Annotated in this window: 22 protein-coding genes; 2 read left to right on the top strand and 20 right to left on the bottom strand. The window is 67.5% G+C overall.

All coding sequences use genetic code 11. The annotated features are described in order from the left end of the window. Window positions 1-100: 100 nt before the first annotated feature. Entirely contained in the window at window positions 101-1,690 is a 1,590-nt protein-coding gene (locus R9J51_RS13825) for an adenosine deaminase (protein ID WP_218843478.1), read from the bottom strand. Then, window positions 1,687-2,799, bottom strand: coding sequence for a purine nucleoside permease (locus R9J51_RS13820; protein WP_432787478.1), 1,113 nt, complete (start codon window positions 2,797-2,799; stop codon window positions 1,687-1,689). Before R9J51_RS13820 ends, R9J51_RS13825 begins: the two co-directional genes overlap by 4 nt. A 168-nt stretch (window positions 2,800-2,967) precedes the next feature. On the opposite strand from R9J51_RS13820, the gene R9J51_RS13815 reads away from it, so the two are divergent. Both R9J51_RS13815 and R9J51_RS13810 read left to right on the top strand, forming a co-directional pair. After that, on the top strand, window positions 2,968-3,885 hold the full coding sequence (locus tag R9J51_RS13815) for a LysR family transcriptional regulator (RefSeq protein WP_168554973.1): 918 nt from the start codon (window positions 2,968-2,970) through the stop codon (window positions 3,883-3,885). 94 nt (window positions 3,886-3,979) lie between these two features. Further along, entirely contained in the window at window positions 3,980-4,501 is a 522-nt protein-coding gene (locus R9J51_RS13810; protein ID WP_168554972.1) for a phosphoribosyltransferase, read from the top strand. A gap of 8 nt (window positions 4,502-4,509) precedes the next feature. Here R9J51_RS13810 and R9J51_RS13805 read toward each other — a convergent pair whose 3' ends face one another. From R9J51_RS13805 to R9J51_RS13720, 18 genes are read right to left on the bottom strand one after another with little or no spacing between them, the layout of a single operon-like run. After that, the gene (locus R9J51_RS13805; protein WP_179504771.1) at window positions 4,510-5,616 is read right to left on the bottom strand and encodes a nucleoside hydrolase; all 1,107 of its coding nucleotides are present in this window, start codon (window positions 5,614-5,616) and stop codon (window positions 4,510-4,512) included. Then, entirely contained in the window at window positions 5,600-6,616 is a 1,017-nt protein-coding gene (locus tag R9J51_RS13800; RefSeq protein WP_432787997.1) for an adenosine deaminase, read from the bottom strand. The genes R9J51_RS13805 and R9J51_RS13800 overlap by 17 nt, the downstream gene beginning before the upstream one ends. Then, on the bottom strand, window positions 6,606-7,916 hold the full coding sequence (guaD, locus tag R9J51_RS13795; protein ID WP_432787477.1) for a guanine deaminase: 1,311 nt from the start codon (window positions 7,914-7,916) through the stop codon (window positions 6,606-6,608). Before guaD ends, R9J51_RS13800 begins: the two co-directional genes overlap by 11 nt. Next, on the bottom strand, window positions 7,909-8,862 hold the full coding sequence (xdhC, locus tag R9J51_RS13790; RefSeq protein WP_179504768.1) for a xanthine dehydrogenase accessory protein XdhC: 954 nt from the start codon (window positions 8,860-8,862) through the stop codon (window positions 7,909-7,911). The genes guaD and xdhC overlap by 8 nt, the downstream gene beginning before the upstream one ends. Next, window positions 8,859-11,174, bottom strand: coding sequence for a xanthine dehydrogenase molybdopterin binding subunit (xdhB, locus tag R9J51_RS13785; RefSeq protein WP_432787475.1), 2,316 nt, complete (start codon window positions 11,172-11,174; stop codon window positions 8,859-8,861). The genes xdhC and xdhB overlap by 4 nt, the downstream gene beginning before the upstream one ends. Next, window positions 11,167-12,597: a xanthine dehydrogenase small subunit gene (xdhA, locus tag R9J51_RS13780; RefSeq protein WP_179504766.1), complete on the bottom strand. Its 1,431-nt coding sequence runs from the start codon at window positions 12,595-12,597 to the stop codon at window positions 11,167-11,169. The genes xdhB and xdhA overlap by 8 nt, the downstream gene beginning before the upstream one ends. Window position 12,598: 1 nt before the next feature. Further along, the gene (gene uraH, locus R9J51_RS13775; RefSeq protein ID WP_179504765.1) at window positions 12,599-12,925 is read right to left on the bottom strand and encodes a hydroxyisourate hydrolase; all 327 of its coding nucleotides are present in this window, start codon (window positions 12,923-12,925) and stop codon (window positions 12,599-12,601) included. Continuing rightward, window positions 12,922-14,376 (bottom strand): flavin-containing monooxygenase, encoded by a 1,455-nt coding sequence (locus R9J51_RS13770; protein ID WP_179504764.1) that lies wholly within the window; start codon window positions 14,374-14,376, stop codon window positions 12,922-12,924. Before R9J51_RS13770 ends, uraH begins: the two co-directional genes overlap by 4 nt. Further along, window positions 14,373-14,813 carry a 2-oxo-4-hydroxy-4-carboxy-5-ureidoimidazoline decarboxylase gene (gene uraD / locus R9J51_RS13765; protein WP_179504763.1) on the bottom strand — a complete coding sequence of 147 codons (441 nt, stop codon included), beginning with the start codon at window positions 14,811-14,813 and terminating at the stop codon, window positions 14,373-14,375. Before uraD ends, R9J51_RS13770 begins: the two co-directional genes overlap by 4 nt. Next, on the bottom strand, window positions 14,810-15,190 hold the full coding sequence (gene hpxZ / locus R9J51_RS13760) for an oxalurate catabolism protein HpxZ (RefSeq protein ID WP_179504762.1): 381 nt from the start codon (window positions 15,188-15,190) through the stop codon (window positions 14,810-14,812). Before hpxZ ends, uraD begins: the two co-directional genes overlap by 4 nt. Then, window positions 15,187-16,083, bottom strand: coding sequence for an allantoinase PuuE (gene puuE / locus R9J51_RS13755; RefSeq protein ID WP_179504761.1), 897 nt, complete (start codon window positions 16,081-16,083; stop codon window positions 15,187-15,189). Before puuE ends, hpxZ begins: the two co-directional genes overlap by 4 nt. Further along, the gene (locus R9J51_RS13750) at window positions 16,080-17,273 is read right to left on the bottom strand and encodes a pyridoxal-phosphate-dependent aminotransferase family protein (RefSeq protein WP_218843622.1); all 1,194 of its coding nucleotides are present in this window, start codon (window positions 17,271-17,273) and stop codon (window positions 16,080-16,082) included. The genes puuE and R9J51_RS13750 overlap by 4 nt, the downstream gene beginning before the upstream one ends. A gap of 43 nt (window positions 17,274-17,316) precedes the next feature. Further along, on the bottom strand, window positions 17,317-18,546 hold the full coding sequence (locus R9J51_RS13745; RefSeq protein WP_179504759.1) for an allantoate amidohydrolase: 1,230 nt from the start codon (window positions 18,544-18,546) through the stop codon (window positions 17,317-17,319). Continuing rightward, entirely contained in the window at window positions 18,540-20,129 is a 1,590-nt protein-coding gene (locus R9J51_RS13740; RefSeq protein ID WP_179504758.1) for a gamma-glutamyltransferase, read from the bottom strand. The genes R9J51_RS13745 and R9J51_RS13740 overlap by 7 nt, the downstream gene beginning before the upstream one ends. A gap of 5 nt (window positions 20,130-20,134) precedes the next feature. Further along, a complete protein-coding gene (locus R9J51_RS13735; protein WP_218843476.1) occupies window positions 20,135-21,097 on the bottom strand; it encodes a 5'-methylthioadenosine/S-adenosylhomocysteine nucleosidase in 963 nt (320 codons plus the stop codon). Further along, entirely contained in the window at window positions 21,094-22,419 is a 1,326-nt protein-coding gene (locus R9J51_RS13730; protein ID WP_179504757.1) for an NCS2 family permease, read from the bottom strand. The genes R9J51_RS13735 and R9J51_RS13730 overlap by 4 nt, the downstream gene beginning before the upstream one ends. Further along, window positions 22,416-23,780 carry an AtzE family amidohydrolase gene (locus tag R9J51_RS13725; protein WP_179504756.1) on the bottom strand — a complete coding sequence of 455 codons (1,365 nt, stop codon included), beginning with the start codon at window positions 23,778-23,780 and terminating at the stop codon, window positions 22,416-22,418. The genes R9J51_RS13730 and R9J51_RS13725 overlap by 4 nt, the downstream gene beginning before the upstream one ends. Next, the gene (locus R9J51_RS13720; RefSeq protein ID WP_169474470.1) at window positions 23,777-23,971 is read right to left on the bottom strand and encodes a hypothetical protein; all 195 of its coding nucleotides are present in this window, start codon (window positions 23,969-23,971) and stop codon (window positions 23,777-23,779) included. The genes R9J51_RS13725 and R9J51_RS13720 overlap by 4 nt, the downstream gene beginning before the upstream one ends. Window positions 23,972-24,008 lie beyond the last annotated feature (37 nt).

Below are 24,008 nucleotides of genomic sequence, written 5' to 3'. Positions count from 1 at the left end.
CCCCCATGATCGGGCCGCGCCGCGGTGGGCGCGCCGTCCGTTGCTGTTTTTTCGCCTTCGCGCCCCTCCCGGGCCTGGCTTTGATTTTATGCCTTTGTAATTATGCTGCTTTCTTCGAAACTTGGGTCGCTTGTGCGATCTCTTCGGCCTCGAACCGGTCAAGCCTGCGTTCCAGTTCAATTTGCAGGCGGGCCTTTTCGCTGCCGGCGAGGAAGGCCTGGCAGGCGGCGGTTGCCAGTGCCGCGTTGGCACAGGGCGCGGCCCATTGGCCGGGCTCACGGCCGCGCCACAGGCTGGCGCCGGGCAGGAAGCTGTATTCCAGGCTGGCGCGCGTGATGGCCTTGAGATCGGCATAGCCCAGGCCCTGCTCGCGCACGGCGCGGACGTATTCGTTGGTAAGGTCGGTGCGCAGCACGCCCTGGTCGTCGGTGGCCAGCACCACCGGCACGCCGTGGCGGCGATAGAGCGCCAGCGGATGATCGGCGCCCTTCACCCCCAGGATCACGGCATTGCTGGTGAGGTTGATTTCCACGGCCACGCCATCGCGGGCCATGCGCGTCAGGGTTTGCCGGCCGTGGTCTTCAAAGGCGATATCGACACCATGGCCGATGCGCCGCGCGCCCGAGGCGACTGCCTTTTCGATATGATCGCCCAGGTCTGCGGGCGGAACCTGGCCGAATGCCAGTTCGCCCGCATGCATCGAGACGGCGACGCCGGGATGGCGCTGTTCCAGTAGGCGGAACATCGCCATGTGCAGATCGTAATCGGCGCGGGCCACGGGCCAGTCTTCGGGCTGGACGATATTGACGCCAACAAAGCGCGGGTCCTGCTCGGCCAGGGCGAAAGCGAGGATCAGCGCACGAAACACCGCCGCGGGCGGCACGTCGCGCAGCGCCCATGCCAGGTAATGGACCGCCACCGCGCAGCCCGGCTCTGCCCGGGGCGTGCCGCAAGCCATGCCAGCGCGGGCTTCGGCTTCCGCTGCATCGATCTGCGCGCGCATGGCCGGAACCAGCGCGGCCAGGCGCGGCCCCTCTTGAGCCAGGAAAGCGGGCAGGCCAGCCCTGTCGAGCGACTGGGCCGGGGCAGACAGGGCAGCGCCCAGCAGCGCGGGCGGGTTGTGGTCCAGTTCCAGATACAGCAGGCCATCGCGGGCCGCCTGGCGCCGCGCCGCGATCATTGCCTGGGCGTCTTCGCCCACCAAGGCAGGTGCAAAACGATCGAACGTGGCAAAGAACTGGTCATGGCCGCTGGTGGCACCCGCCCCTACCCCGGATTGCCAGGCGCGCGTGGACAGGCTGTCTACCAGCCTGGCATAGAGCGCGGGCTGGGTTGCCCCCAGGCTGGCCGCATCGCCGCCCGGTGTGCATGGCGGAGAGGCAAAGCCGGCGCCATCCGCCGCCACGCACAGCCCCTTGCGCCCGGCCCAGGCGATCATGTCTTCGGCATAGAGTGCGCCCGACAGATGGTTGTGCAGATCGCCGCCCTTGGGAAAGGATCGCAGTAGCAGGCGCAACTCCCCCGGATCGCGCGCGGCCTTGGCCAGGATCGCGCCCATGGCCGCTTCGCGTGCCCGGTTTGCATGCGTCAAAACGGGCGTGCCAGACTTGGCCCAGAGCGGCGCAGCGCCGGCCAGGCCAAAGGCCAGGGCCCCCGCCAATAGCGCGGCTTTGGCAGCCCCCAGCCTCATGGTTGGCCCGCGCTCGGTACGCTGTCGCGATAGCGCGGCCAATCCGCCAGCAGCCGATGCACCACCACCGCGCCAACGCGATAGTTTGCTTCATAGGCTGCGACCTGGCCCGGTCCTTCGTCCCCGACGCTTGCCAGCGGCGATTGGCCCGGTGGCGGCATCGAGGGGTTGCTGGCACTGCGCAGCACCATCACCCGGCTCATGTCCACCAGACCCGCCCGGCTGGCAGCCAGCATGGTGCCGGCCATCAACTGGCTTTCCATGTTGGTCATCACGAAGCGGCCTTGGCCCTGGGTCCACAGCTTGACCCAATCGCGTGCCCATTGCGTGCGCCCGGCGCCATGCCAATAACGCAGCGCACCCAGCGTTTCGCCCATCAGCACGAAAGGCGGACGCTGCGCCTGGGGAAAGCCTTTCCAGCGCGCCCTCGCGGCCTTGAGCGCGGGCGTATCGGGAATCGGCGTGTCCTTGCTGAGCGCAAAGGCCCATTGCGCCAATCCCTGGTTGAGCGGCACGGCCATGCCCAGCGAGCTGGTGTCGGTCATCCCGCCAAAGCTGTCGGCCGATTGCGGCAATTGCCCCGGTGCCTTGGCGCCAATGGCAAAGAGGCCATAAGGCCAGCCCTTGGGCACATCGGCCTCGGCGAACTCGCGCAGCGCGTCGCCGCTCACCACCCAGCGCGCCCAGGCGGCGCTGCCTACCGAGGCGGCCTTGGGATCGGCGCCGGAAATGCCGGTAAACAGCCAATAGGTGTGCGAGAAATCAAAGCGCGGATCGAGCAGCAGCGCCATCAACTGGATTTCGGGCGTGACCACCAGCGAATGGGCATCACCCCACACCATGCCATAGAGCCCGTCGGCGTTGCGGCGCAGCGGATGCAGCGCGCCACGCACCGGGATCACTTCGTCCAGGTGCTCGCGCTCTGCCCAAAGCTGGAATTCTCCCGGCGCGTCGCCAGTATCGGCGCCGGGCTCGAAATTGGCGATCACCATGACCTTGACCGGGATCGCCTGCACCGCCGGCACGGCCGGCAGCGCGGGTTCGGCCGCGTGCGAAGACAGCGGCATGGCAAGTGCAAGCGCCGCGATCATCGCGCTGCCCGTGGTCACAAGCCTTTTGATGGCCCCTGGCTGATTGCCGGGCCTTGCTGCCGTTATGCGCCCCAAAACACGTTCCCTGAATGATATTTTGTGTCTGAAGCTTGCTAAAAGACTTATGGCGTTGCAATCAATCACAATGAATTTGACAGAGCGTTGCAAAAATTAGAGAGCCCCCAAATGCCAGCCTTCTCCCGCTTCCTCCGCTACTTCATGACCGTTGGCCGGCTGGGCTCCATTCGCAAGGCGGCCGACGAACTCAATGTCTCGGCCTCGGCCATCGATCGCCAGATCCTCAATGCCGAAGCCGAACTGGGCATGCCGCTATTCGAGCGGTTGCCCACGGGCCTGCGCCTGACCGCTGCGGGTGAAATCGTGATGGCCGCCGGCACGCGCTGGCAAAAAGGCCTGATCGACGTGCGCGCCCAGATCGAGGATTTGCGCGGGCTCAAGCGCGGGCACGTGACCATCGCGATCATGGACGCGCTCACCAAGGGCTATATCCCTGCTCGCATCCGCACGATCCAGAACCGCTATCCCGGGATCACCGTGGACGTGCGGGTGATGGCCAACGAGCACATCCGCGGGGCCATCGCCAGTGGGGAAGTCGATTTCGGCATATGCTTCGATCCGCAGACCTTTCGCGATCTTACCGTGCTGGCCTATGCCAATATCCGCCTGGGCTTCGTCGTGCCGGCAGACCATCCCTTTGCCGCCCGCGCCTCGGCCCGGTTTTCTGCCTGCGCCGGCATGCCGATGATCCTGCCCGCGCCGCCGCTGGCCGTGGCGCAGCAGGTCCAGGTACTGGCCGGCACGTCGAAAATGCCGCTGGAGCGCAAGGCTTCATCCGACAATATCCAGATGATCACGTCGCTCGTGCTCGAAGGCGTGGGCCTGGGCCTGCTCACCTCGCTCGACGTGGCCAACGAAGTGCGAGGCGGCCTGTTGGCATTCGTCCCGCTTACCGACCCGGTGCTCAAGCCGATGACTCTGGCGCTGTGCACGGCCACATCGCGCGCCACGTCCTATGCCGCCGATGTCGTGCTTCAGGAAATCCAGAACAGCTTTACCGCGCTCGACTATATGGACCCCAGTTAAGCAAGCCTGTAAGGGCGGCTACTTCGAATCGGGACTGGCCGGAACGGGTGGCCACCCGCCTTCTGCTTTCCCCTATCCCACGCGGACCTGCGCCATGACCCAGCCTGTTTTCGATTACATCGCCTATGACGATTTCCTGGCGATCGTGCGCACGCTGTCGCACACCGTGGGCGCGGGCGATTGGAAGCCCGATTTCGTCGTCGGCATCGGGCGCGGCGGGCTGGTCCCGGCGGTCTACATGAGCCAGATCCTGGATGTGCCGATGCTGTCGATCGACCAGTCGGCCAAAGTGCCCGGCTTTGCCGACGAACTGCTGGTCAAGCTCGCCACGATGACCAAGGCCGGCCAGCGCATCCTGATCATCGACGATATCAACGATTCCGGCCGCACCATCGCCCAGTTGCGCCGCCTGCTGCGCGCGCACGATACGGTGGAAGACCACCTGCGCTTTGCGGTGATGATCAACAACGCGGTGTCGCTCGAAACCGTTGACTATGCGGTGCAGACGATCGACCGCACCACCGACAAGCGCTGGTTCGTGTTCCCGTGGGAAGCGGTCGCCACCACCGAAACGCTGACCGGCCAGGCCAACGAAGTGCCCGAACGGCTGGCCTGATCCGCCTTCTATTTCCCGACCAGCCGCGCCAGCATCGTTTCCAGCTTGGGCACGTCGATCGCCAGGATCACGTCCTGCGCCTGCTCGCCCAGGCCGGGGTGATAGGCCTCGTCCCAACTGAGCGTATCGCCATAGCCAGCGCCCTGCTGGCTTTCGAAATCGATATAGAGCCGGCGATGCGTGGCCACCAGCGCGGGATCGAGCCAGACCGCGGCGGCAATCTCGTCCCATAGCGGGAAACCGGGCTCCAGCGCCGTGACGAACCGGTCCACGCCCGGCCGTGCGGCCTTGCCCAGCCGCGCGATCAACGCGGGGCTGAGCTGCGTTGCGGTGGAAGGATCGACCGGCACCATCGTGATCTTGCGCCAGGGCGCACGGGCCATGATGCTGGCCGCCTCGGGATCGAAGCGGATGTTGAATTCGCGGCGCGGGGTGTTGACGAATTCCCGCGCGAAATCGGCGGCGGCGCGGTTGTCGATCACCTGGCGCGGCGCCAGGCTGCCACCCATGTAGACCAGTTCGCGCGCCAGGCCGGCAAACGCCGGGTCCAGCCGCTGCGCCAGCGCCAGGTTGGTCATCGGCCCGCAGGCCACGATGGTGATCTGGCCGGGATACTTGTGCACCATGCGGATCAGGAAATTGGCGGCGATCTCGTCAACAGCGTGCGTGGTGGGGTTGCCACCCGGCAGGTCCACCGGATCGTTGGGTCCGTGATAGGGCGGCGGCGCCTGCTGGGTGTCTTCCACCCAGCGCTTCATGAACGCGCCCTTGAACACCAGGGGCCCGTGGTCCTTCTCCCACCGCTCCGTCAGCACTTCGGAATTGAGCAGGGGAAACGTGGCGCCCGGAACCACCGGCACATCGGTGCGCCCGATCCATTCCAGCCCACGCAGCGCCTGCGCCCTGACCCGGTTTTCCCAGGCATTGCCCGAAACCGTGGTGAGACCCAGCACCTCCACATCGGGCGAAGACAGCAGCATCACCTGCATCAGGCCAAAGCCATCGTCGTCGATGATCACCTTGCGTGCATCTGGGCGCTTTTCCGGCGCCGCTTGCGCCGTGGCAGACAGCGCCAGCAGCGCCGCCACGGCCAAGAGCTTAATGTGCCGCAGCATAAGCCTCGATATCCTCCAGATGGCGGGCAATGGCTTCAGCTGGCAGGAAAGAGCCGGTGAAGCTGTTACGGGCCAATTGCACCAGATGATCCTGCGAAAGCCCACGTGCCCGCGCCACGGCCAGATAATTATCGGCGACATAGCCGCCGAAATAGGCCGGATCGTCGGAATTGACCGTGGCTGCCAAGCCCAGATCCAGCATCCTGTCCAGCGGATGATCGGCCAGATCGTTGACCACGCAGAGCTTGTGGTTCGACAGCGGGCACACCGTCAGCGTCATGCCCTCTGCCGCCAGACGGGCAACCAGGGCCTCATCTTCCAGCGCACGATTGCCATGGTCGATGCGGTCCACTTGCAACAGGTCAAGCGCTTCGTGCACATAGGCCGGCGGACCCTCTTCCCCGGCATGGGCCACGCGCTTGAGCCCCTTGGCCGCAGCAGCGGCAAAGACCCGCGCGAACTTTTCGGGCGGATGCCCCACTTCCGAAGAATCGAGGCCGACCGCGGCAATGCGATCGAGCCACGGTTCGGCCATGGCCAGCGTGGCAAAGGCCGCGTCTTCAGACAGATGGCGCAGGAAGCTCAGGATCAGGGCGCTGGTCATGCCATGGCGCGCCTTCGCCTCATCCATGGCAGACAGCAGCCCCTCGATCACTTCGGCAAAGGGCACGCCGCGATCGGTGTGGGTCTGCGGATCAAACATGATCTCGGCATGGCGCACGCCGTCGGCGGCCGCGCGTGCGAAGTAGGCCATGGCGAGATCGTGAAAGTCCTGCCGGGTCAGCAACACGCCCGCGCCGGCGTAATAGATGTCGAGAAAATCCTGGAGGTTGGAAAAGGCATAGGCCGCGCGCACCGCCTCCACGCTGGGATAGGGCAGCGCCACGCTGTTGCGATGGGCGAGCGCGAACATCAGTTCCGGCTCAAGGCTGCCTTCTATGTGCAGGTGCAGTTCCGCCTTGGGCAGGCCGCGCACAAAGGCTTCCAATTCAACCACAATTCGCTCCTTTTGCGCTGTCTTTGTCCCAGGCGCATTCGCCCATGATCCAGGTTTGCCGAACCACCCGATCATCACCCAGGATTTGCATGGCAAACAGCCGCTCGGCCAGGCTCGCCCCGGCACAGCGCCGCGCCAGCAGCGGCGTTGCCGCGCTGTCGAGCACGACGAAATCGGCCTCCTGCCCCACGGCGAGCGCGCCCACCTTGTCCGCGATATGCAACAGCCGCGCGCTGCCCGTGGTGGCGAGGTAGAGCGCGCGGAACGGATCGAGCCGCTCCTCGCGCGCCAGGGCGGCCTGATAGGCCTGCCCCTGGGTATAGAGCATCGAAAAGCTGGTGCCCGCGCCCACGTCCGTCCCCAGCCCCAGCTTCACGCCCAGGCGGTCTGCCTCGCCAAAGTGGAAGAAGCCCGATCCCAGGAACAGGTTGGACGAGGGACACACGGCAATCCCGGCGCCGCTTTGCGCTAGGCGCGTACCCATGCGCTCGGACAAATGGATGCCATGGGCAAATACGGACCGATCGGAGACCAGCCCAAAGCGGTCGTAAACGTCGAGGTAGTCGGCCGCTTGGGTAAAGCGCGCCGCCACCGCCGCGCATTCGTGGCGGTTTTCGGCCAGGTGCGTGTGTAGCAGCACTTCGGGATGAGCAGCCAGCAGTTCCCCGGCCAGCGCAAGCTGTTCGTCCGAAGATGTCAGCGCGAAGCGCGGCGTGATGGCGTAAGACAGCCGCCCGCGCCCGGCCCAGCGTGCGATCAAGGACTCGGTCTGCGCGCGTGCCGTCTCCACGGTGTCCCTCAGCCCCTCGGGCCCCAGGTCCATCAAGACCTTGCCCGATGCCAGCCTCATGTTCCGCGCGAGCGCCGCTTGGAACAGCGCATCGACCGACCCTTCGTGCACGGTGGGAAAGACCAGCGCCGACGTGGTGCCGTGGCGCAGCAGTTCGGCCAGGAACGCCTGCGCCACTTCATCGGCATGATCGCGATCGGCGAAGGCCGTCTCGGCGGGAAAGATGTGCCGTTCCAGCCAATCGAGCAACTGCTCACCATGCGATGCGATGCGATCCATTTGCGGATAGTGGATATGCGCATCGACAAAGCCGGGCACGATCAGCCCGCCCAGCGACGTAACCGGCACATCGGCAAAGTGCGGCGCCAGATCGGCATGATCGCCACGCGCCACGATAACGCCCTGTTCCACCACCAGCAGGCCATCGGCCTGGTATTCCACCGCGTCGCCTGCCTGGAGCGGGTCTTCCCCCACCGACAGGATTTCCCCGCGAAAGGCACGCAACTTACCCAAGGATCGAAACTTTCTCTGTTGTTTCCGCCACATCTGCTGGCAACTGCAGCAATTGCGCCAAGACCGCGATGGCGATCACGTCAGGCTCCTTGCCGCCGATGCCGGCCACGCCGATCGGGCAGGTCAGGCGGCCGGGCGCCGTGGCATCGAGCCCATCGCCGTGCAAGCGCGAAACGAAGCGCGCGCGCTTGGTCGCCGAGCCGATCAGGCCGACAAAGCCACCCGCCGGCCGTTGCAGCGCGGCGCGGGTGAGGCGATAGTCGAGTGCGTGATCGTGGGTGAGGATCACGATCGCAGCCTCCGGCGGGGCTTGTGCCACGCATGAAAGGATTGCGTCGTCGGGCACGATGGTAACCCCGTCGATGCTTTCGAACATCGGCCGGGTATCGAACCAGCACAGCCGCAGCGGCAGGCCATGGCTGTGCCGCGCGATGGCCTGGCCGACGTGCCCGGCGCCGAACAGATAGACCGGGCGGCGCCATTGGCCCACCGGTTCCAGAATGCGGGTGCCGGCTTCGGGCTTGTCGCCCCGGGCGGACAGCGCAGAAGGTTGGCCTTCTGCCGTCCAGTGCCGGTCGATCCGGTGCGGCGTAAAGTGGCTTATCAGCAGCGCGCCTTCCTCCATGCCCTGCAACGGAGCCAGGGTTTGTGGATCGAGGTGCTCCACCAGCAGGCGCACCCGCCCGCCGCAGCACTGACCCAGCAGGGGGCCGAGCGGATAGTCCTGGATGCGCCAGGCCCCAGGGGCCAGGTCCAGCGTGCGACGCGCCTGTTCGATCGCCTGGAATTCCAGTGCGCCGCCGCCGATCGTGCCCCAGGTGCGCCCCATGCCCACCAGCATGCGCGTGCCCGGCCCGCGCGGCGCGGAACCTTCGCTGGCCAGCACGGAAAGCATCGCCACCGGCGCGTCTGCCGCCCAGGCCCGCGCCGTTTCCCACCACGTCATGACACGCCGCCCCGTTGCCGGGCGACCGCAGCCAGCAGTCGCTCGGGCGTGGCCGGGGCATCGAGCGCCGGCCAGCCCGCCGCCGGGTTGCAGGCCATCACCGCCGCGCCCAGCGCGGAAAACACGGCATTGGCCAGCATGAACGGCGGCTCCCCAACCGCTTTCGAGCGGTGGATCGTGGGTCGGTGGTTGGTCCCGTTCCACAGCGTCACGGTCAGCCGGTCGGGCCGGTCGTTGGCGGTGGGGATCTTGTAGGTGGAAGGCGCGTGGGTCAGCAGCTTGCCCGCATCGTCCCAGACCAGCTCCTCGCTGGTCAGCCAGCCCTGCCCCTGGATGAAGCCGCCTTCGATCTGCCCCTTGTCGATCGCCGGGTTCAGCGACTGGCCGCAATCGTGAAGAATGTCGGCGGCCAGCACGCGATGTTCGCCGGTCAGCGTGTCGATCACCACTTCGGCGAGCGCCGCGCCATAAGCGAAGTAATAGAACGGCTGGCCTTGGTGGGCGTCGCGATCATAATGCAGATCGGGCGTGGCGTAGTATCCGGTGGAAGACAGCGAAATCCGCGCCATGTGCGCCCGGCGGCACAGCGTGGCCCAGGGCATCGCTTCGCCGCCGGCGCGCACTTGTCCCCCGGCAAACACGACATCTTCGGCCGCGCCGCCAAAGGTGCGCGCGCAAAACTCGGCCAGGCGCGCGCGGATGGTCTGCGCCGCGTTCAGCGCCGCCATGCCATTGAGATCTGCCCCCGATGAAGCCGCCGTGGCCGACGTGTTGGGCACCTTGTCGGTGCGCGTGGCGGTGATCCGCACCTGGTCCAGCCCCACGCCAAAGGCCTGGGCCACCACTTGCGCCACCTTGGTATAGAGGCCCTGCCCCATCTCGGTGCCGCCGTGGTTGATCTGGATCGAGCCATCGGCATAGACATGCAGCAGCGCGCCGGCCTGGTTGAGATGGGTGGTGGTAAAGCTGATCCCGAACTTCACCGGGGTAAGCGCCAGACCCTTCTTGAAGATCGCATTCTCGGCATTGAACCGCGCCACGGCGGCCTGGCGCGCCGCGTAATCGCCATCCTCGCGCAGGCGGGCGATCAGTTCGGGCGCGATATTGTCGGCCACGGTCATGCCATAGGGCGTCACGTCGCGGCCCGGGCCATAGAGATTGGCCTGCCGCACCGCCAGCGGATCGAGCCCGAGGCGCCCGGCCACCGCATCCATCACCCGCTCGATGGCCAGCATGCCCTGCGGCCCGCCAAAGCCGCGAAACGCGGTAGCCGAAACCATGTTGGTCTTCAGCCGCTCCGAAACGATTTCCACGGCGGGCAGGAAATAGGCATTGTCGGCATGGAACATCGCCCGGTCGTTGATCGCGGGCGAAAGATCGACCGTGGCGCCGCAGCGCGAGGCGAGCGTGAGGTGCAGGCCCTCGATCCGCCCTTCGCCATCGAACCCCACGTCGTAATCGACCAAGAAATCGTGGCGCTTGCCGGTCTGCACCATGTCGTCGTCGCGGTCAGCGCGGAACTTGGCCGGGCGGCCGGTGTGGTGCACCACCAATGCGGCGGCGGCGGCATAGAGCGCGGCCTGGCTTTCCTTGCCGCCGAACGCGCCGCCCATGCGCCGCACTTCCACGGTGACGTCGGCCGAAGAAAGGCCCAGCATGTGCGCCACCAGATGCTGCACTTCGCTCGGATGCTGGGTGGAAGACAGCACATGGACCTGGCCGTCTTCCAGCGGGCGGGCCAGCGCGATCTGCCCTTCGAGATAGAAATGGTCCTGCCCGCCCATGGCCAGTTGCCCGGCCAGGCGATGCGGCGCGGCGGCGAGCGCGGCGGCAGCATCGCCGCGCGCCATGCGCTGGGTCGGCTCGATCAGGCTCTGCGCGGCGCGGGCTTGTTCCACGGTGAGGATCGGGTCCTGCCGTTCATAGCGGATCGTGCCCAGCCGCGCCGCCTGCCGCGCGGCGCGGCGGCTGGTGGCCGCCACCAGAAACACCGGCTGGCCCAGCCACACCACTTCGCCATCGGCCAGCAGGCGATCGTCGCCCGCCACGGGGGCCACATCGTTGGCATGGGGAATATCGGCAGCGGTATAGACGGCCACCACGCCCGGCGCGGCGCGCACGGCGGAAAGGTCGATATCCACGATCCGCGCGCGCGCTTCGCTCGACACGCCAAAGGCCAGGTGCAGCAGGCCCGGCGCTTCGGGCTCGTCGTCGATATAGCGCGCCTTGCCCGCCACATGCAGGTGCGCGCTGTCGTGCCGATGGGCGATGCCCACCACCGGGCCGGGCGTCTGCGTCAGGGTGTCAGCCAAGGGCCACCTCCTGCACGCGCACCGCCTGGCCCTGTGCCTGGTGCCACAGCCGCCAGACCAGATTGCCGGCTGCCTCCAGCCGATAGGCCGCGCTGCCGCGCACATCGCTGAGGGGCGCGAAATCGGCGCGGATCGCCGCTGCCGCAGCGGCCATGGTTGCGGCGGTGAAGGGCGCGCCGGTCAGCGCGGCTTCGGCCAGCGGCGCGCGGCGTGGGGTAGCCGCCATCCCGCCGAACGCCACGCGCGCCGCCGTGATCGTGCCCTGCTCCACCGTCAGGCGGAACGCGCCGCAGACCGCCGAAATGTCGCTGTCGAACCGTTTGGAGAGCTTGGAGATATGCACCACATCCTGCGCCCCCGGACGCGGCACGAACACGCTTTCGACGAATTCATCGGCAGCGCGGTCTTGCCGGCCATAGGCAATGAAGAAGTCTTCCAGCGGCATCGTCCGCCGCCCGCGCACCGAGCGCAGGGTCAGCGTGGCGCCCAGCGCGATCAGCGCAGGCGGGCCATCGCCGATGGGGGAGCCATTGGCGATGTTGCCGCCCACCGTGCCGGCATTGCGCACCTGCAAGCCGCCCAGGCGCCGCACCAGTTCGCCCAGTTCCGGGCTGAGCTGGGCCAGCGCGGCATGGGCATCGGCATAGCGCACCGCTCCGCCCAGCGTGAGGCCCTCGGCGCCATCGTCGATCACGCCCAGTTCGGGCACGTCCCCCACGAAAATCACGGTTTCCAGATCGACCAGCTTCTTGGTCACCCACAGGCCCACGTCCGTGGCGCCGGCCACGATCCGCGCGCCGGGATATTGCGCCAAAAGCGTGGCCAGGGCATCGGCATTGTCGGGAATGAACCAGCGCGCGGTGCGCCCATCGGGCAGGGTGGCATGGCCACAGGCCGGCCCCGCCGCGCGGCGCAGCATGGCCAGCAAGGGCGCATCGTCGCGCTCTGCCGGGGGATGCTGCGCGCCCGCGTCCAGCAGCGGGCCATAGCCGGTGCAGCGGCACAAGTTGCCCGCCAGGACATCGCCCACCGGCAGGTCACACCCAGCGGCGCCCATCGCCCGCCCGCGCAGCGACATGACAAAGCCCGGCGTGCAGAACCCGCATTGCGACGCGCCATTGCAGGCCATGGTCTGTTGCAGCGGGGTCAGGCTGTCGCCCAGCCCATCCACCGTCAGCACGGCCTTGCCATGCAGCATCGGCAGGAATTGGATGCAGGCATTGACCGCGCGCCAGTCCAGGCGGTCCGCGCCCGGTACCGGCGTTCCCACCAGCACGGTGCAGGCCCCGCAATCGCCTTCGCCGCAGCCTTCCTTGGTGCCGGTCTTGCTCGCCCGGCCGCGCAGGAAATCGAGCACGGTATCGCCCGGCGCCACGCCATCGAGTTCCACCAATTCCCCATCGCAGACAAATCGCAAGGCCATGTCAACTGCCCCGATAAGTGGAATAGGCCCAAGGCGAGGCGAGCAGCGGGACATGATAATGCCCGCCGTCCGCCACCCCGAAATGGATCGGCACCACGTCCAGGAACGGTGGCTCGGGCAGTTCATGCCCAGCCGAACGGAAGTATTCGGCGACATGAAACGCCAGGGTATAGGCGCCTGGTTCCAGCGCGGGAAAATCGCGCAGACGCCCGTCGGCGTCGGTCTCGCCTTCGGCCAGCAGGCTATCGGCAGACCACAGCATGATCCGCATGCCCTTTGCCGGGCGGCCGCTGGTGGTATCGAGCACATGGGTGGAAAGCGTGGTCATGCCGCCGCCTCCACCGCCGAGGCCGGGCGCGGCCATTCCCCCACGAATTCCTGCTCGTCATAGGCGATGAACTGCGCCAGCAGCGCTTCGCGATCGTCGAGGAAGAGCTGGTCGGCAATGCCGCGCACCAGGCGGGGCAGCGCGTTCTTCATGCCCGACAGCGCCGAGGCGGACAGCCCCAGGCTGATCAGCGCGGAATAGTTGAATGCGAACAGACCGTGCAGCAGCGGCGCGGCTTCCGGCGTACGCGGCGTGAACTCGAACGCTTCCCCCAGATAGGGATGCGCGTCGATCAGGGCGTTGCGCTCCGCCTCGGGCATGGCCACCCTGTCACCCCACAGCGCGATATGCGGGGCCAGCCCGGCCAGTTCGGGCCGCAGGCGCGGATCGGATATGAGGCCGGTCGAGAGGATCACGAAATCGAAGGCAAAGCGGTCGTGCGGCGTGGTGACGATGACCTGGCCATCCTCGAACGCCACATCGGTCCACGGGCTGCCCAGATGCAGGCCAAAGCCGGGCCAGCTTGCCGCGCGATTGAACGTGTCGTTGGTCGGCGGCTGGTTGTGCGAGAGAAACGCAGCCATTGCGCTATACTTTTCCGCGTCGCTCAGCGCCGGATAGCGCGCGGTGAAGCCCACCCGCTCCATGAAGCGAATCGGGTTGATGCGCGGCAGCATCTTGCGGCGCATGAACACGTGCACTTCGCCCACGCCCTGCGCCAGCGCATGGTTGGCATTGTCGAATGCACTGGCGCCGCCGCCCAGGATGCCGACGCGCTTGCCTTTCAGCGCGGCGAGATCGATCGGCTCGCTGGTATGGGCATAGGCATGGCGCGGCAGGTTTTCGCGGATCATCGCCGGGGTGTGCCATTCGCCGCCGCCCTGGATGCCGGTGGCCAGCACCACCTTGCGCGCCAGCACCGCGTCGCCATCGGCCAGGGCCACGCTGTATATCCCCTCGCCCGCCGGGGTGATCCCAGTCACTCTGGCATCGTTGCGCACCGGCAGGTTGAGCACGCGGCGATACCAGCGCAGATAGTCCATCCATACCCCGCGCGGGATCTTGTCGAGCGCCTCCCACGCCGCCGCGCCGAAACACGCGGTGAACCAGGCCTGCGGCGTCAGCGCGGGAATGCCATAGTCGATCGGCGTCAGCCCCTTGGGCGTGCGCAGCGTGATCATACGGGCATAGGTTTCCCACGGGCCTTCAAAGCCTGCAGGATTTTCATCCAGCACCAGGATGTTGTTGATCCGCTCGCGCTTCAGGCCGAACGCTGTGGCAAGGCCGCTTTGGCCGCCGCCCACGATCACCACGTCATATACGGGGCCGTCCGGATGCGTGCGCGGGCGCGTCCAGTCCGGACCGAAACTGTCCACCAGCGCCAGTTGCCGCGCCAGGTCCGCTTCCAGTGCGGCCAGCGCCTGGATATCGACGGGTTGTTTCTCGCTCATGCCATATCCTCCAGTCGGAGCCGGGTGATCTTGCCGATTTCGGCAAGCGCCGTGGCGATTTCGGTGTCGGTGTCGCTCTGCGCGCGCGCTTCCATCGCCGCGAGGATGCCGGCCTTGTCGGTCAGCCGCACGCAGATGATAAAAGGCATGTCATGCGCCGCGCGATAGGCGGCGTTGAGCGCATGAAACCGCGCGAATTCCTCCGGCGTCAGTCGGTCCAGCCCGGCCGAGGCCTGCTCGGCGGCGGAAGCCTGCGTCAGCGTGCCGTCGACAGCCGCCTTGCCCGCCAGTTCGGGGTGCGCGCGGATCAGCGCCAGTTGCTCCGCGCGCGTCGCGGCGTACACCACAGCCATCAGATCGGCATGGCGATCGCCCGAAGATGGCGCGGCATCGGCGCGCTCTTCCACCCAGGGCGAATGTTCGAACAGGGCGGTCAATGGCTGTCCCCTTCCAGGCTGACATGGGCCGAAACGACTTTCCAGCCATCGGCGAATTTCACCCAGGCCTGACTCTGCCGTCCACGCCGGACCGAGCCTTCGCGAAAGAATTCGGCATCGGCGGTGGCAAAATTCTGTCCATAAACAGTGATCGCCACGCGCCCCAGCTTGCGCTGCGGCGAGCCGCCGCGCCCCTTGCGGAATTCGCGGATCGCGTCGATGCCATAGAGCACTTCGCCCACGCCAAAGCGGTTGGTGGTGGGCGCATCGTGAAACAGCGCGTCCATTGCCGGGATATCGTCGGCCATCAGCGCGCGCTCGTATGCGGCAAAGGCGGCCTCCACTTCGGCCAGCGCCACGGGATCGTCGATGGTCATGCCGCCTGGCCTCCAAAGGGGTGCGTCGCGATCCAGTGGCGGGCAATGTCCAGCCGCGTCGCCACCCAGCCGCGCCCATCGGCCAGCACATGATCGACAAACCGCGCCACGGCCCGCGCGCGCGCCGGGCGACCGGCAATGCGGCCATGCAGGCCAATGCTCATCATCCGCCCGCCTTCCTCGGCCAACTGGTCATAGGTATCGCGCAGATAGCGGAAGAACTGCTCGCCCTCGGTAAAGCCGTTGAGCGCCACCATCTTCATGTCGTTGGCATCGAGGCTGTAGGGCACGATCAGTTGCGGGTGCCCGTGCTGCGCGTCCCAATAGGGCACGTCGTCGGCATAGCTGTCGGCGTCATAGACAAACCCGCCCTCCTGCGCCACGAGCCGCGCGGTCTGCGGGCTGGTGCGGCCCTGATACCAGCCCAGCGGGCGGCTGCCGGTCAGCTGCCTGTGCAGGGCAATGGCCTGGGCAATATGCGCGGCTTCCACCTCTTCGGGCACATATTGATAGTCGATCCAGCGAAAGCCGTGGCTCGCCACTTCCCACCCGGCCTTGAGCATCGCTTCTACCGCCGCCGGGTTCTGCGCCATGGCGCTCGCCACGCCGAACACCGTCACCGGCACGCCGCGCGTCGCAAACAGGCGATGCAGCCGCCAGAACCCGGCCCGGCTGCCGTATTCATAGAGGCTTTCCATCGCCATGGCCCGCGCCGGATGGCGCGCGGCGCCGACCATGTCGGACAGGAACCCTTCGGACAGTTCGTCGCCATTCAAGACGCTGTTTTCCGCGCCTTCCTCGTAATTGATCACGAAGTTTACCGCCACGCGCGCCCCGCCCGGCCATTGGGCAGCGGGCGGCATGGCGCCATAGCCGACGAGATCGCGCGTCATGCCATGATCTCCGCGTCCCACGCCGCCAGCGCAGCGGGCACGGCGGCGCCCAGCGGCAGCGACACGCCCTGCGCCGCCAGGCAGGCTTCCAGCGCGCCGAGCGTGAGCAAGACCTTGTGCTTCATCGCGTTGTAGCCCATCGCCCCCAGGCGCCAGATCTTGCCGATCAGCGGCCCGAACGCCGTGCCGATCTCGATCTCGAAATGCTCGCGCATCGCCCGGCGCACCGCCTCGCCATCCACGCCTTGCGGGATATAGACGCCGGTCACGTTGGTCATGCGGTGCGCGTCGTCGCCAAACAGCGTCAGGCCCATGGCGCGCAGCCCCGCGCTCATCGCCGCGCTCGCTGCCTTGTGCCGGCGATAGCGCGCGTCCAGCCCCTCGCCCAGCGCCACCCGCGCGCATTCGCGGGCGCCATAGAGCATGGTGGTCGCCTCGGTATGGTGGTTGAGGCGCTTCTCGCTCCAGTAATCCATGATCATGGCGAGGTCGAAATAGTTCGACGGGATGCGCGGCCCCGTGCCGTCCACCGCATCGGCGGCGCGGATGCCCTTCTCATCGTGGCGGCGGGCAAAGATCGCCTCTGCCGCTGTATCGGAAATGGTGATCGGCGCGCTGCCCGATGGCCCGCCCAGGCATTTCTGCAAGCCGCCGGTAATCACGTCGGCGCCCCAGCGGTCGGCAGCAATGTCCATCCCGCCCAGCGTGGCCGTGGCATCGACATAGACCAAGGCGCCCACTTCGCGCGCCACCGCGCCAATGCCGTCGAGCGGCTGGGCCATGGTCGTGGACGTATCGCCATGCACCGTGCAGATCAGGCGCGGCTGCACGCGCAGGGCCGCCTCGCGGATCGCCTCCATCGGCACCACTTCGCCCCAGGGCGCATCAACGGTTTCGAACTTTGCGCCGATCCGCGTCAAGATTTCCTGCAAGAGCAAGCCAAAGCGGCCAAAATTGACCACCAATGCGGTTTCACCAGGCTGAATCAGGCTGACCAGCGCCGCCTCGATCCCCGCGCGCGCCGTGCCGTCGATCAGCATGGTCCAGTGGTTGCGCGTGCCGAAGATTGGGCGATAGAGCGCCATGACCTGGTTCATATAGCCAGTCATTTCCGGGTCGAACTGGCCCAGCAGATCGGCGCTCATCGCGCGCAGCACGCGGGGATGGGCATTGACCGGCCCCGGCCCCATCAACAGGCGCTGGGGCGGATCGATTTCGCCAAAGAGCAAGGGATCAAGCACAGGACGCTCCCAGATTTTCGATGAAGCCAAGCATGACCGCCAGCGCAGCTTGCGCGTCGGCCGGTTCGACATGCTCGGCAGGATTGTGGCTCACGCCGCCGCGGCAGCGCAGGAACAGCATGGCCGTGGGGCATAGATGGGCCAGGTTCATGGCATCGTGCCCCGCCCCGGAAACCAGCCGGTGCGCCGGGTGGCCAGCGGCAACCAGCGCGGCTTCCAGGCTGTCCATCAGTGCCGGATCGCAGGGCGACGGCGGCAGATCGTGAACCAGACGATGGCTCAGCGACAGACCGCGCCGCGCGGCAATCGTGGCGATTTCGGCCAGGATCGCACCGGCCCCACGATCCCGTCGCGCCGCCTCGCCCGCCCGCACGTCGATAGTGAAGCGCACGTGCCCGGCAATCACGTTGGCCGCGCCCGGCATGGCCTCGATCCGGCCCACCGTCGCCACCAGATCGCTGGCATCGGCGCGGGCAATCCGCTCGATCGCCAGGATCATCTCGGCAGCCCCCGCCAGCCCATCGCGACGCAGCGGCATGGCGCTGGTGCCGGCGTGGCCGGCGAGACCCGCCACGTCCACTTCATAGCGCAATTGTGCGGCAATGCCCGTCACCACGCCCAGCGCAAGGCCTTCCGCTTCCAGCACCGGACCCTGCTCGATATGCGCTTCGAGATAGGCGAGCGCGCCGGGATGGCGGGCGGCCAGCAGCGTTTCGGGCGAAAGGCCCCATTCGCTCAGCGCCTGCGCCAGCGAAACCCCGGCGGCATCGGCCATCTCCGGCACGGCGTCGAGCAGCCCGGCCACGGCCTTGCTGGTCAGCATCGCGGCGGGAAAACGGCTGCCTTCCTCGTCGCCAAAGGCGATAACCTCGATGGCGAAAGGCATGCGCCGCCCGGCCTCATGCAGCGCGGCCACGCATTCGATGCCGAGCATCACGCCCAGCGGCCCATCGTAGAACCCGCCATCGCGCACGCTGTCGATATGGCTGGCGATGATCAGCGGCAGGCCATACTCGGCGCCTTCATAGCGCCCGATCAGATTGCCCGCGCCGTCGATGCGCGTGGCCATCCCGGCTTCCCTCATCCAGGCTGCCACTTGCGCCACGCTGGCGCGGTGTGCCGGGGAAAGCCAGCCGCGATAGAGTCCACCCTCCATGTCGGAATAGGGCGCGCGGCCCAGCGCCTGACAACGCGCCACCGCACGGGGGCCGCCCGTCACCATGCCGCGACTCCGCCATCGCTGCGCGGATCGGTCGCGCCTTCCAGCGCGCCATCGGGATGGCGCACCAGCGCGCCGGCATGGCCCATCATTGCGGTCAGCGGCCCGACGCGCTCCACCACATGCCCCGCCGCTTCCAGCGCGGCATAGACTTCCGGGGCAAAGCCATCCTCGATCTTGAGCGTGGTGCTGTCCTCGCCCCAGGTGCGCCCCAAGAGCCAGCGCGGCGCGGAAATCGCCTCCTGCAAATCCATCCCGTGCCACACATGACGGCTGAACACCGCGCCTTGCGTCTGCGGCTGCCCTTCCCCGCCCATCGTGCCATAGGCCATGACGCGGCCATCGCCGAGCGCCGCCAGCGCGGGATTGAGCGTGTGGAACGGCTTGCGCCCGGGTTTCAAGGCATTCCAGCCGGTTTCGGTCAGGCGGAACGAAGCGCCCCGGTTCTGCCAGGTGATCCCGGTCTGCGGCAACACCAGGCCGGAGCCGAATTCGAAATAGGTGCTCTGGATCGCCGAGACGACCTGCCCCTGCGCATCGGCCGCACCGAACCAGCAGGTATCCCCCCATTGCGACGGCTGCGGCCAGGGCAGCGCCTGGGCCGGATCGATCCGCGCCGCCATGGCATCGAGCGCCTCGGCATCGTCCAGCAGGTCTTGCGCCGCCACCGTCATATAGGCCGGATCGCCGCAATGCCCGTCACGCCACAGGAACGCCTGCTTGGTCGCTTCCACCAGCGTGTGGACATGGGCAAAGCCCACTCCCGTGCTGCGCCCGGCACGCTCGGCCAGGGCGAGGATGAGCAGCGACGCCACGCCCTGCGTGGGCGGTGCGCTGTTGTAGAGCGTGCCGGCCTGCGTTTCGACAGCGAGCGGTTCCGGCCGCGTGGCGCGATGGGCAGCAAGATCGGCCGCCGCAACCGGGCTGCCCAGCGCGGCAAGGTCGGCCGCCACGTCCGCCGCCAGCGCGCCGGTGTAGAAATCGGCTGGTCCCGCTTCACCCAACCGGCGCAACGTGCGGGCCAGGGCAGGCTGGCGCAGCACGTCGCCTTCGCGCAAGGGCCGCCCTTCGGGTTCGAACACCTGGGCATAGGTGCCCGGCTGCGCGCGCAGTTCCGGCCCCTTGCTCGCCGCAAGGGCGGCATGCCCGGCGGTCACCGCCACGCCCGCTTCGGCATGGGCAATCGCCGGGGCGAGCAGGCGAGACAGCGGCAGGGGCGCTGGCTCGGTGGCCAGCACCGCTTCCCAGGCCGAGAGCGTGCCGGCCACGGTATTGGCCGCCAGCGGCCCGCGCCAGGGCACGGCGGCATGCCCGGCATAGCGATCGAGCGTCGCCGCCTGCGCCGCCCCGCCCACGCCATGCACAGCATGCACCCGCCCGTCGGCCTCGCGGATCAGCCAGAAGCCATCGCCGCCGAGCCCGGTCATATGCGGATAGACCACGGCCAGGGTGGCGGCGACGGCAATCGTCGCCTGCGCCGCGCTGCCGCCGTCTTTCAGCACATCGAGGCCCGCCTGCGCGGCCAGGTGATGCGGCGCAGTGACGATCCCGCCCCGCCCGCGCACAGTGTGGAGTTTACCCGCCATCGCGCTCAATCCGGCAGCGCGGCGATGAACGCGCGCACCACGGTGGCCGAATTGACCGAAGCGACGTGATCGAACACATATTCCATGTTGCGATCGGCATCCCCACCGGCAAGGTCCGACAGCGAGCGGAACACGATGGCCGGCACGCGGTTGGCATAGGCCACCTGGATCACCGCGCCGCTTTCCATGTCGAGCAGGCGGGCGTGCCAGGCGCGGAACAGATATTCGCGGAACTGGGCATTGTCGGCATAGACGCCGGCGGAAACCCCGGTGCCGCCCACTTCCACTTTGGGATCGTGCGGCAGGCAGAGCTTGGCCTCCGCGCTCATCCCGGCCGAAGGGGCCACGCAGCGCTTGAGTGTCAGGCCCGCCGTCACCTTGCGCGCCAGGGCAACCAGCGCCGGATCGACCGGCAGCAGGATATGGTTCTTCGCCGGTTCCACCGCGTTGCCCACGCGGGTGCCGTTGGGGAAGATGAACTGCCAGTTTTCCGGCGCGCCGGCAGGGCTTGGCGATGGGGTTTGCCAACCCTTCGTGCCATCCGGCCTTTCCGTCTGGCGGGCAAACATCACTTCCAGGTATTGGCCCCACTGCTCGGGCACCGAAACGTCCCCGATATTGAGCGCCGGATCCACCCCGCCGGCCACGCCGGAAAAGACGATCCGCTTGACCTTGAAATGGTCGATGGCCAGCTGCGTGTTCATCGCCGCGTTGACCATGGAAACGCCGCTCGACATCAGGATCACCGGCCGCCCGGCCAGCGTACCCAGCACGATTTCACGGTCATTGACTTTCACGCGACGGCCATGGGTGATGACGGCGGCCATGGCCTCCCATTCGGGGGCATAGGCGGTTAGCACCAAGGTGCGCGGCGTGGGATCGAGCGTCACGGCAGCGGCCTGCGCAGCCTGCGGAATGGCCACCAGCGCTGCCGCTGCCGCAAGGATTGTCTTGAACTTGCGCATCATGCCGCCCCCATCCACACGAACCGGGCCACGAACAGCGCCGCCAGCACGAACAGGAACCAGTCGCTCTTGCGCGCGCGGCCACGCAGCAGGGTGAGCACGGCGTGGGCAGTGATGCCCAGCGCCAGGCCATTGGCGATGGAAAAGGTCAGCGGGATCATCGCCACGGTCAGGAACGCCGGGATCGCCGCCATCGGGTCTTCCCACTCCACTTCGGTCAGCGGCAGCAGCATCAGCCCGCCCACGATGATCAGCGCCGGGGCCGTCGCCGCCAGCGGAACGAGCTGTGCATAGGGCGCCACGAACATGGTGGCGAAGAACAACAGGCCCGTGACGATCGCGGTCAGGCCCGTGCGCCCACCCGCCTGCACGCCGGCCGCGCTTTCCACATAGGACGTGACCGTGCTGGTGCCGGCCAGGGCGCCCACCATCGTCGCCACGGCATCGGTGATCAGGATGCGGTTAAGGCCGGGAATGCGGCCCGCCTTGTCCATCAGCCCGGCGCGCTTGGTCACGGCCACCAGCGTGCCGATATTGTCGAACAGATCGACGAACAGGAACACGAAGACGATCTCGATCACCCCGCCCGAAAGCTTGAGCACGCCGGGCAGATCGAGCTGGAACGCCGTGGCAGTGAGCGCATCGAGCGAGTAGGGCTGCGGCGCGACGTGGACCATGCCGGAAAACCAGCCGACCAGCGTGGTGGCGACAATGCCCAGCAGCATGGCCCCGCGCACGTTCCACACCGACAGCACGCCGATGATCAGCAGGCCAAGCAGCGCCAGCGCCGGTCCCGCGCTCTTGAGGTCACCCAGCGCCACCAGCGTGGCCGGGTTGCCCACCACGATGCCCGCATCCTTCAACCCGATGAAACCGATGAACAGGCCGATGCCCCCGGCGACCGCCGCGAACAGGTAATTGGGAATGACCGAGACGATCAGCTGCCGCACGCCCGTCAGCGTCAGGATCAGGAACACCAGCCCCGAAATCATCACACAGCCCAGGCCCACCTGCCATGGCACGTGCATCTGCCCCACCACGGTAAACGCGAAATAGGCGTTGAGACCCATGCCTGGTGCGAGCGCCAGCGGCGTGTTGGCCGCCACGCCCATCAGGATCGAGGCGAAGGCGGCGGCAAAGCACGTGGCCGCCGCCACCGCCGCCACCGGCATGCCCGCCTGGCCGAGGATGGAAGGGTTGACCAGCACGATATAGGCCATGGTCAGGAACGTAGTTGCGCCCGCCACCACTTCGGTGTGCATGCTGGTGCCGCGCCCCGCGAAATCGAAATAGGCGCCGATCCGCTGCGCCACGCCCTCTGTCATTGCAATTCCCCTGAAATTTCTTGTGGCGCGATGTCTTGCGGCGCGATTGCCCCCGGCGCAGTTGCACCGACCACGCCCCGTTCTTCCAGCATTTGTGCGCACGCGAAAAGAGCCGTTTCGCCAAAACGGCGCCCGATCAGTTGCAAGCCCAGCGGCAGTTGTCCCGGCCGCCGCAGCGGCACGCAAAGCGAGGGCAGGCCCAGGAACGTGATCGGCTGGGTGTGAATGCCCAGGTCCGCGCGCGCGGGCACCATGGCGCCGTCGATCAGGATACGCGGATCGGCAATCGCCGGCGCCGTGCAGGGCGTGGCCGGCGCCAGCAGCACATCAACGCCTGCCGCTTCCATCAGCGCATCAACATGGTCACGCGCCGCGGCCCGCAATTCTTGCGCGGCATCATAGAGCGCGCGGGGCAGCAGGCTTCCGGCGATCAGCCGGTCGCGCACCGCCGGGTCATACGCCATCGCGGCGCGCGCCAGGTCGGCGCGGTGCAGGTTGCCGCCCTCATAGGCGGTGATCAGGAACGCCGCCGAACGATAGCGCGCCAGATCGGGCAGCGTCAGCCACGGCCCCTCGCCCACGATCGCGGCAATGGCGCTGGCCTGGGCCGGATCGATGTTTTCGGCAAACCGGCCGCCCAGTGCACCCAGGTGCAGCGCCGTGGGCGCCACATCCACGCGCCCGGAAAGCACCGCCCAGATCGCGCGCAGATCGGCCAGATTGCCGCTGAAGGGGCCAATATCGTCAAAGCTGTGGGCGAAGGGAAAGGTGCCGTCGAGCGGCAGGTCGGCGTGCGTGGGTTTCAGGCCATAGAGCCCGCACAGGCTGGCCGGCACGCGGATCGAACCATTGGTGTCGGACCCCAGGGCAAAGGCCAGCGCGCCCGCCGCCACCACCGCCGCCGATCCACCCGAAGAGCCACCGGCTAGCCGCGCGGGATCGTGCGGATTGCGCGTGGTGCCATGGCGCGCGTTGATCGTGGCAAAGCCATAGGCGAATTCGTCCATGTTAAGCGTCGCCACCAGCACCGCGCCCGCCGCAGCCAAGCGCCGCACCGCTTCTGCATCGGTGGCAGCCGGCGCGGCATCGGCGCGCACGGCAGAACCGGCCGTGGTCACTTCGCCCGCCACGTCGAACAGGTCTTTCACGCCATAGGGCACTCCGGCGAGCGGCCCAGGATCGCGCCCTTGCGCCACCAGGGCATCCACCCGCGCGGCTTCATCCAGCGCGCGTGCAGGCAGCAGGCGCGTGACCGCGACATGCGGGTCTGCCGCGAGACGCGCGAGCGCGGCCTGCGCCAGGTCCACCGCGCTTGCCTTGCCAGTGCGGACAGCAGCAGCCTGTTCGAGCGCGGACATCACGCGGCGTTTCCGGCAAAGATCGCGGCATGGCGCGCCAGCAACGCCAGGTTGCCCATAACGCCCGGCACGCACGCCGGCGGAATCTGCCAGCCATCGCGCTGGGCAGCGGCCTGGGCCTCAACCTCTGTGGCGGGCAGTGCCAAGGCCTCTGGCGGCAAGATGGGAAGGGATAGCTGGGGCTGATCGACCATGATGGGGCGATGATAGCGACCACCCCCCTATCGATCC

Source organism: Novosphingobium rhizosphaerae (genome assembly GCF_050920675.1).
In the GTDB taxonomy this organism is placed as follows: Bacteria; Pseudomonadota; Alphaproteobacteria; order Sphingomonadales; family Sphingomonadaceae; genus Novosphingobium; species Novosphingobium rhizosphaerae.
The sequence above is the reverse complement of the archived record's forward strand: the minus strand, read 5'-3'. Positions and strand labels throughout refer to the sequence as shown.

What these genes read in the sequence shown, in the direction of transcription:
- R9J51_RS13740 (WP_179504758.1), bottom strand. Translation starts at nt 20,129, where the DNA reads ATGGCGGGTAAACTCCACACTGTGCGCGGGCGGGGCGGGATCGTCACT.
- uraH (WP_179504765.1), bottom strand. Translation starts at nt 12,925, where the DNA reads ATGACCACGCTTTCCACCCATGTGCTCGATACCACCAGCGGCCGCCCG.
- R9J51_RS13750 (WP_218843622.1), bottom strand. Translation starts at nt 17,273, where the DNA reads ATGGGGCCGGGGCCGGTCAATGCCCATCCCCGCGTGCTGCGCGCGATG.
- R9J51_RS13815 (WP_168554973.1), top strand. Translation starts at nt 2,968, where the DNA reads ATGCCAGCCTTCTCCCGCTTCCTCCGCTACTTCATGACCGTTGGCCGG.
- R9J51_RS13825 (WP_218843478.1), bottom strand. Translation starts at nt 1,690, where the DNA reads ATGAGGCTGGGGGCTGCCAAAGCCGCGCTATTGGCGGGGGCCCTGGCC.
- R9J51_RS13735 (WP_218843476.1), bottom strand. Translation starts at nt 21,097, where the DNA reads ATGATGCGCAAGTTCAAGACAATCCTTGCGGCAGCGGCAGCGCTGGTG.
- puuE (WP_179504761.1), bottom strand. Translation starts at nt 16,083, where the DNA reads ATGACGCGCGATCTCGTCGGCTATGGCGCCATGCCGCCCGCTGCCCAA.
- xdhC (WP_179504768.1), bottom strand. Translation starts at nt 8,862, where the DNA reads ATGACGTGGTGGGAAACGGCGCGGGCCTGGGCGGCAGACGCGCCGGTG.
- R9J51_RS13805 (WP_179504771.1), bottom strand. Translation starts at nt 5,616, where the DNA reads ATGCTGCGGCACATTAAGCTCTTGGCCGTGGCGGCGCTGCTGGCGCTG.
- R9J51_RS13770 (WP_179504764.1), bottom strand. Translation starts at nt 14,376, where the DNA reads ATGAGCGAGAAACAACCCGTCGATATCCAGGCGCTGGCCGCACTGGAA.
- R9J51_RS13720 (WP_169474470.1), bottom strand. Translation starts at nt 23,971, where the DNA reads ATGGTCGATCAGCCCCAGCTATCCCTTCCCATCTTGCCGCCAGAGGCC.
- R9J51_RS13745 (WP_179504759.1), bottom strand. Translation starts at nt 18,546, where the DNA reads ATGGTGACGGGCGGCCCCCGTGCGGTGGCGCGTTGTCAGGCGCTGGGC.
- R9J51_RS13730 (WP_179504757.1), bottom strand. Translation starts at nt 22,419, where the DNA reads ATGACAGAGGGCGTGGCGCAGCGGATCGGCGCCTATTTCGATTTCGCG.
- xdhA (WP_179504766.1), bottom strand. Translation starts at nt 12,597, where the DNA reads ATGGCCTTGCGATTTGTCTGCGATGGGGAATTGGTGGAACTCGATGGC.
- hpxZ (WP_179504762.1), bottom strand. Translation starts at nt 15,190, where the DNA reads ATGACCATCGACGATCCCGTGGCGCTGGCCGAAGTGGAGGCCGCCTTT.
- R9J51_RS13810 (WP_168554972.1), top strand. Translation starts at nt 3,980, where the DNA reads ATGACCCAGCCTGTTTTCGATTACATCGCCTATGACGATTTCCTGGCG.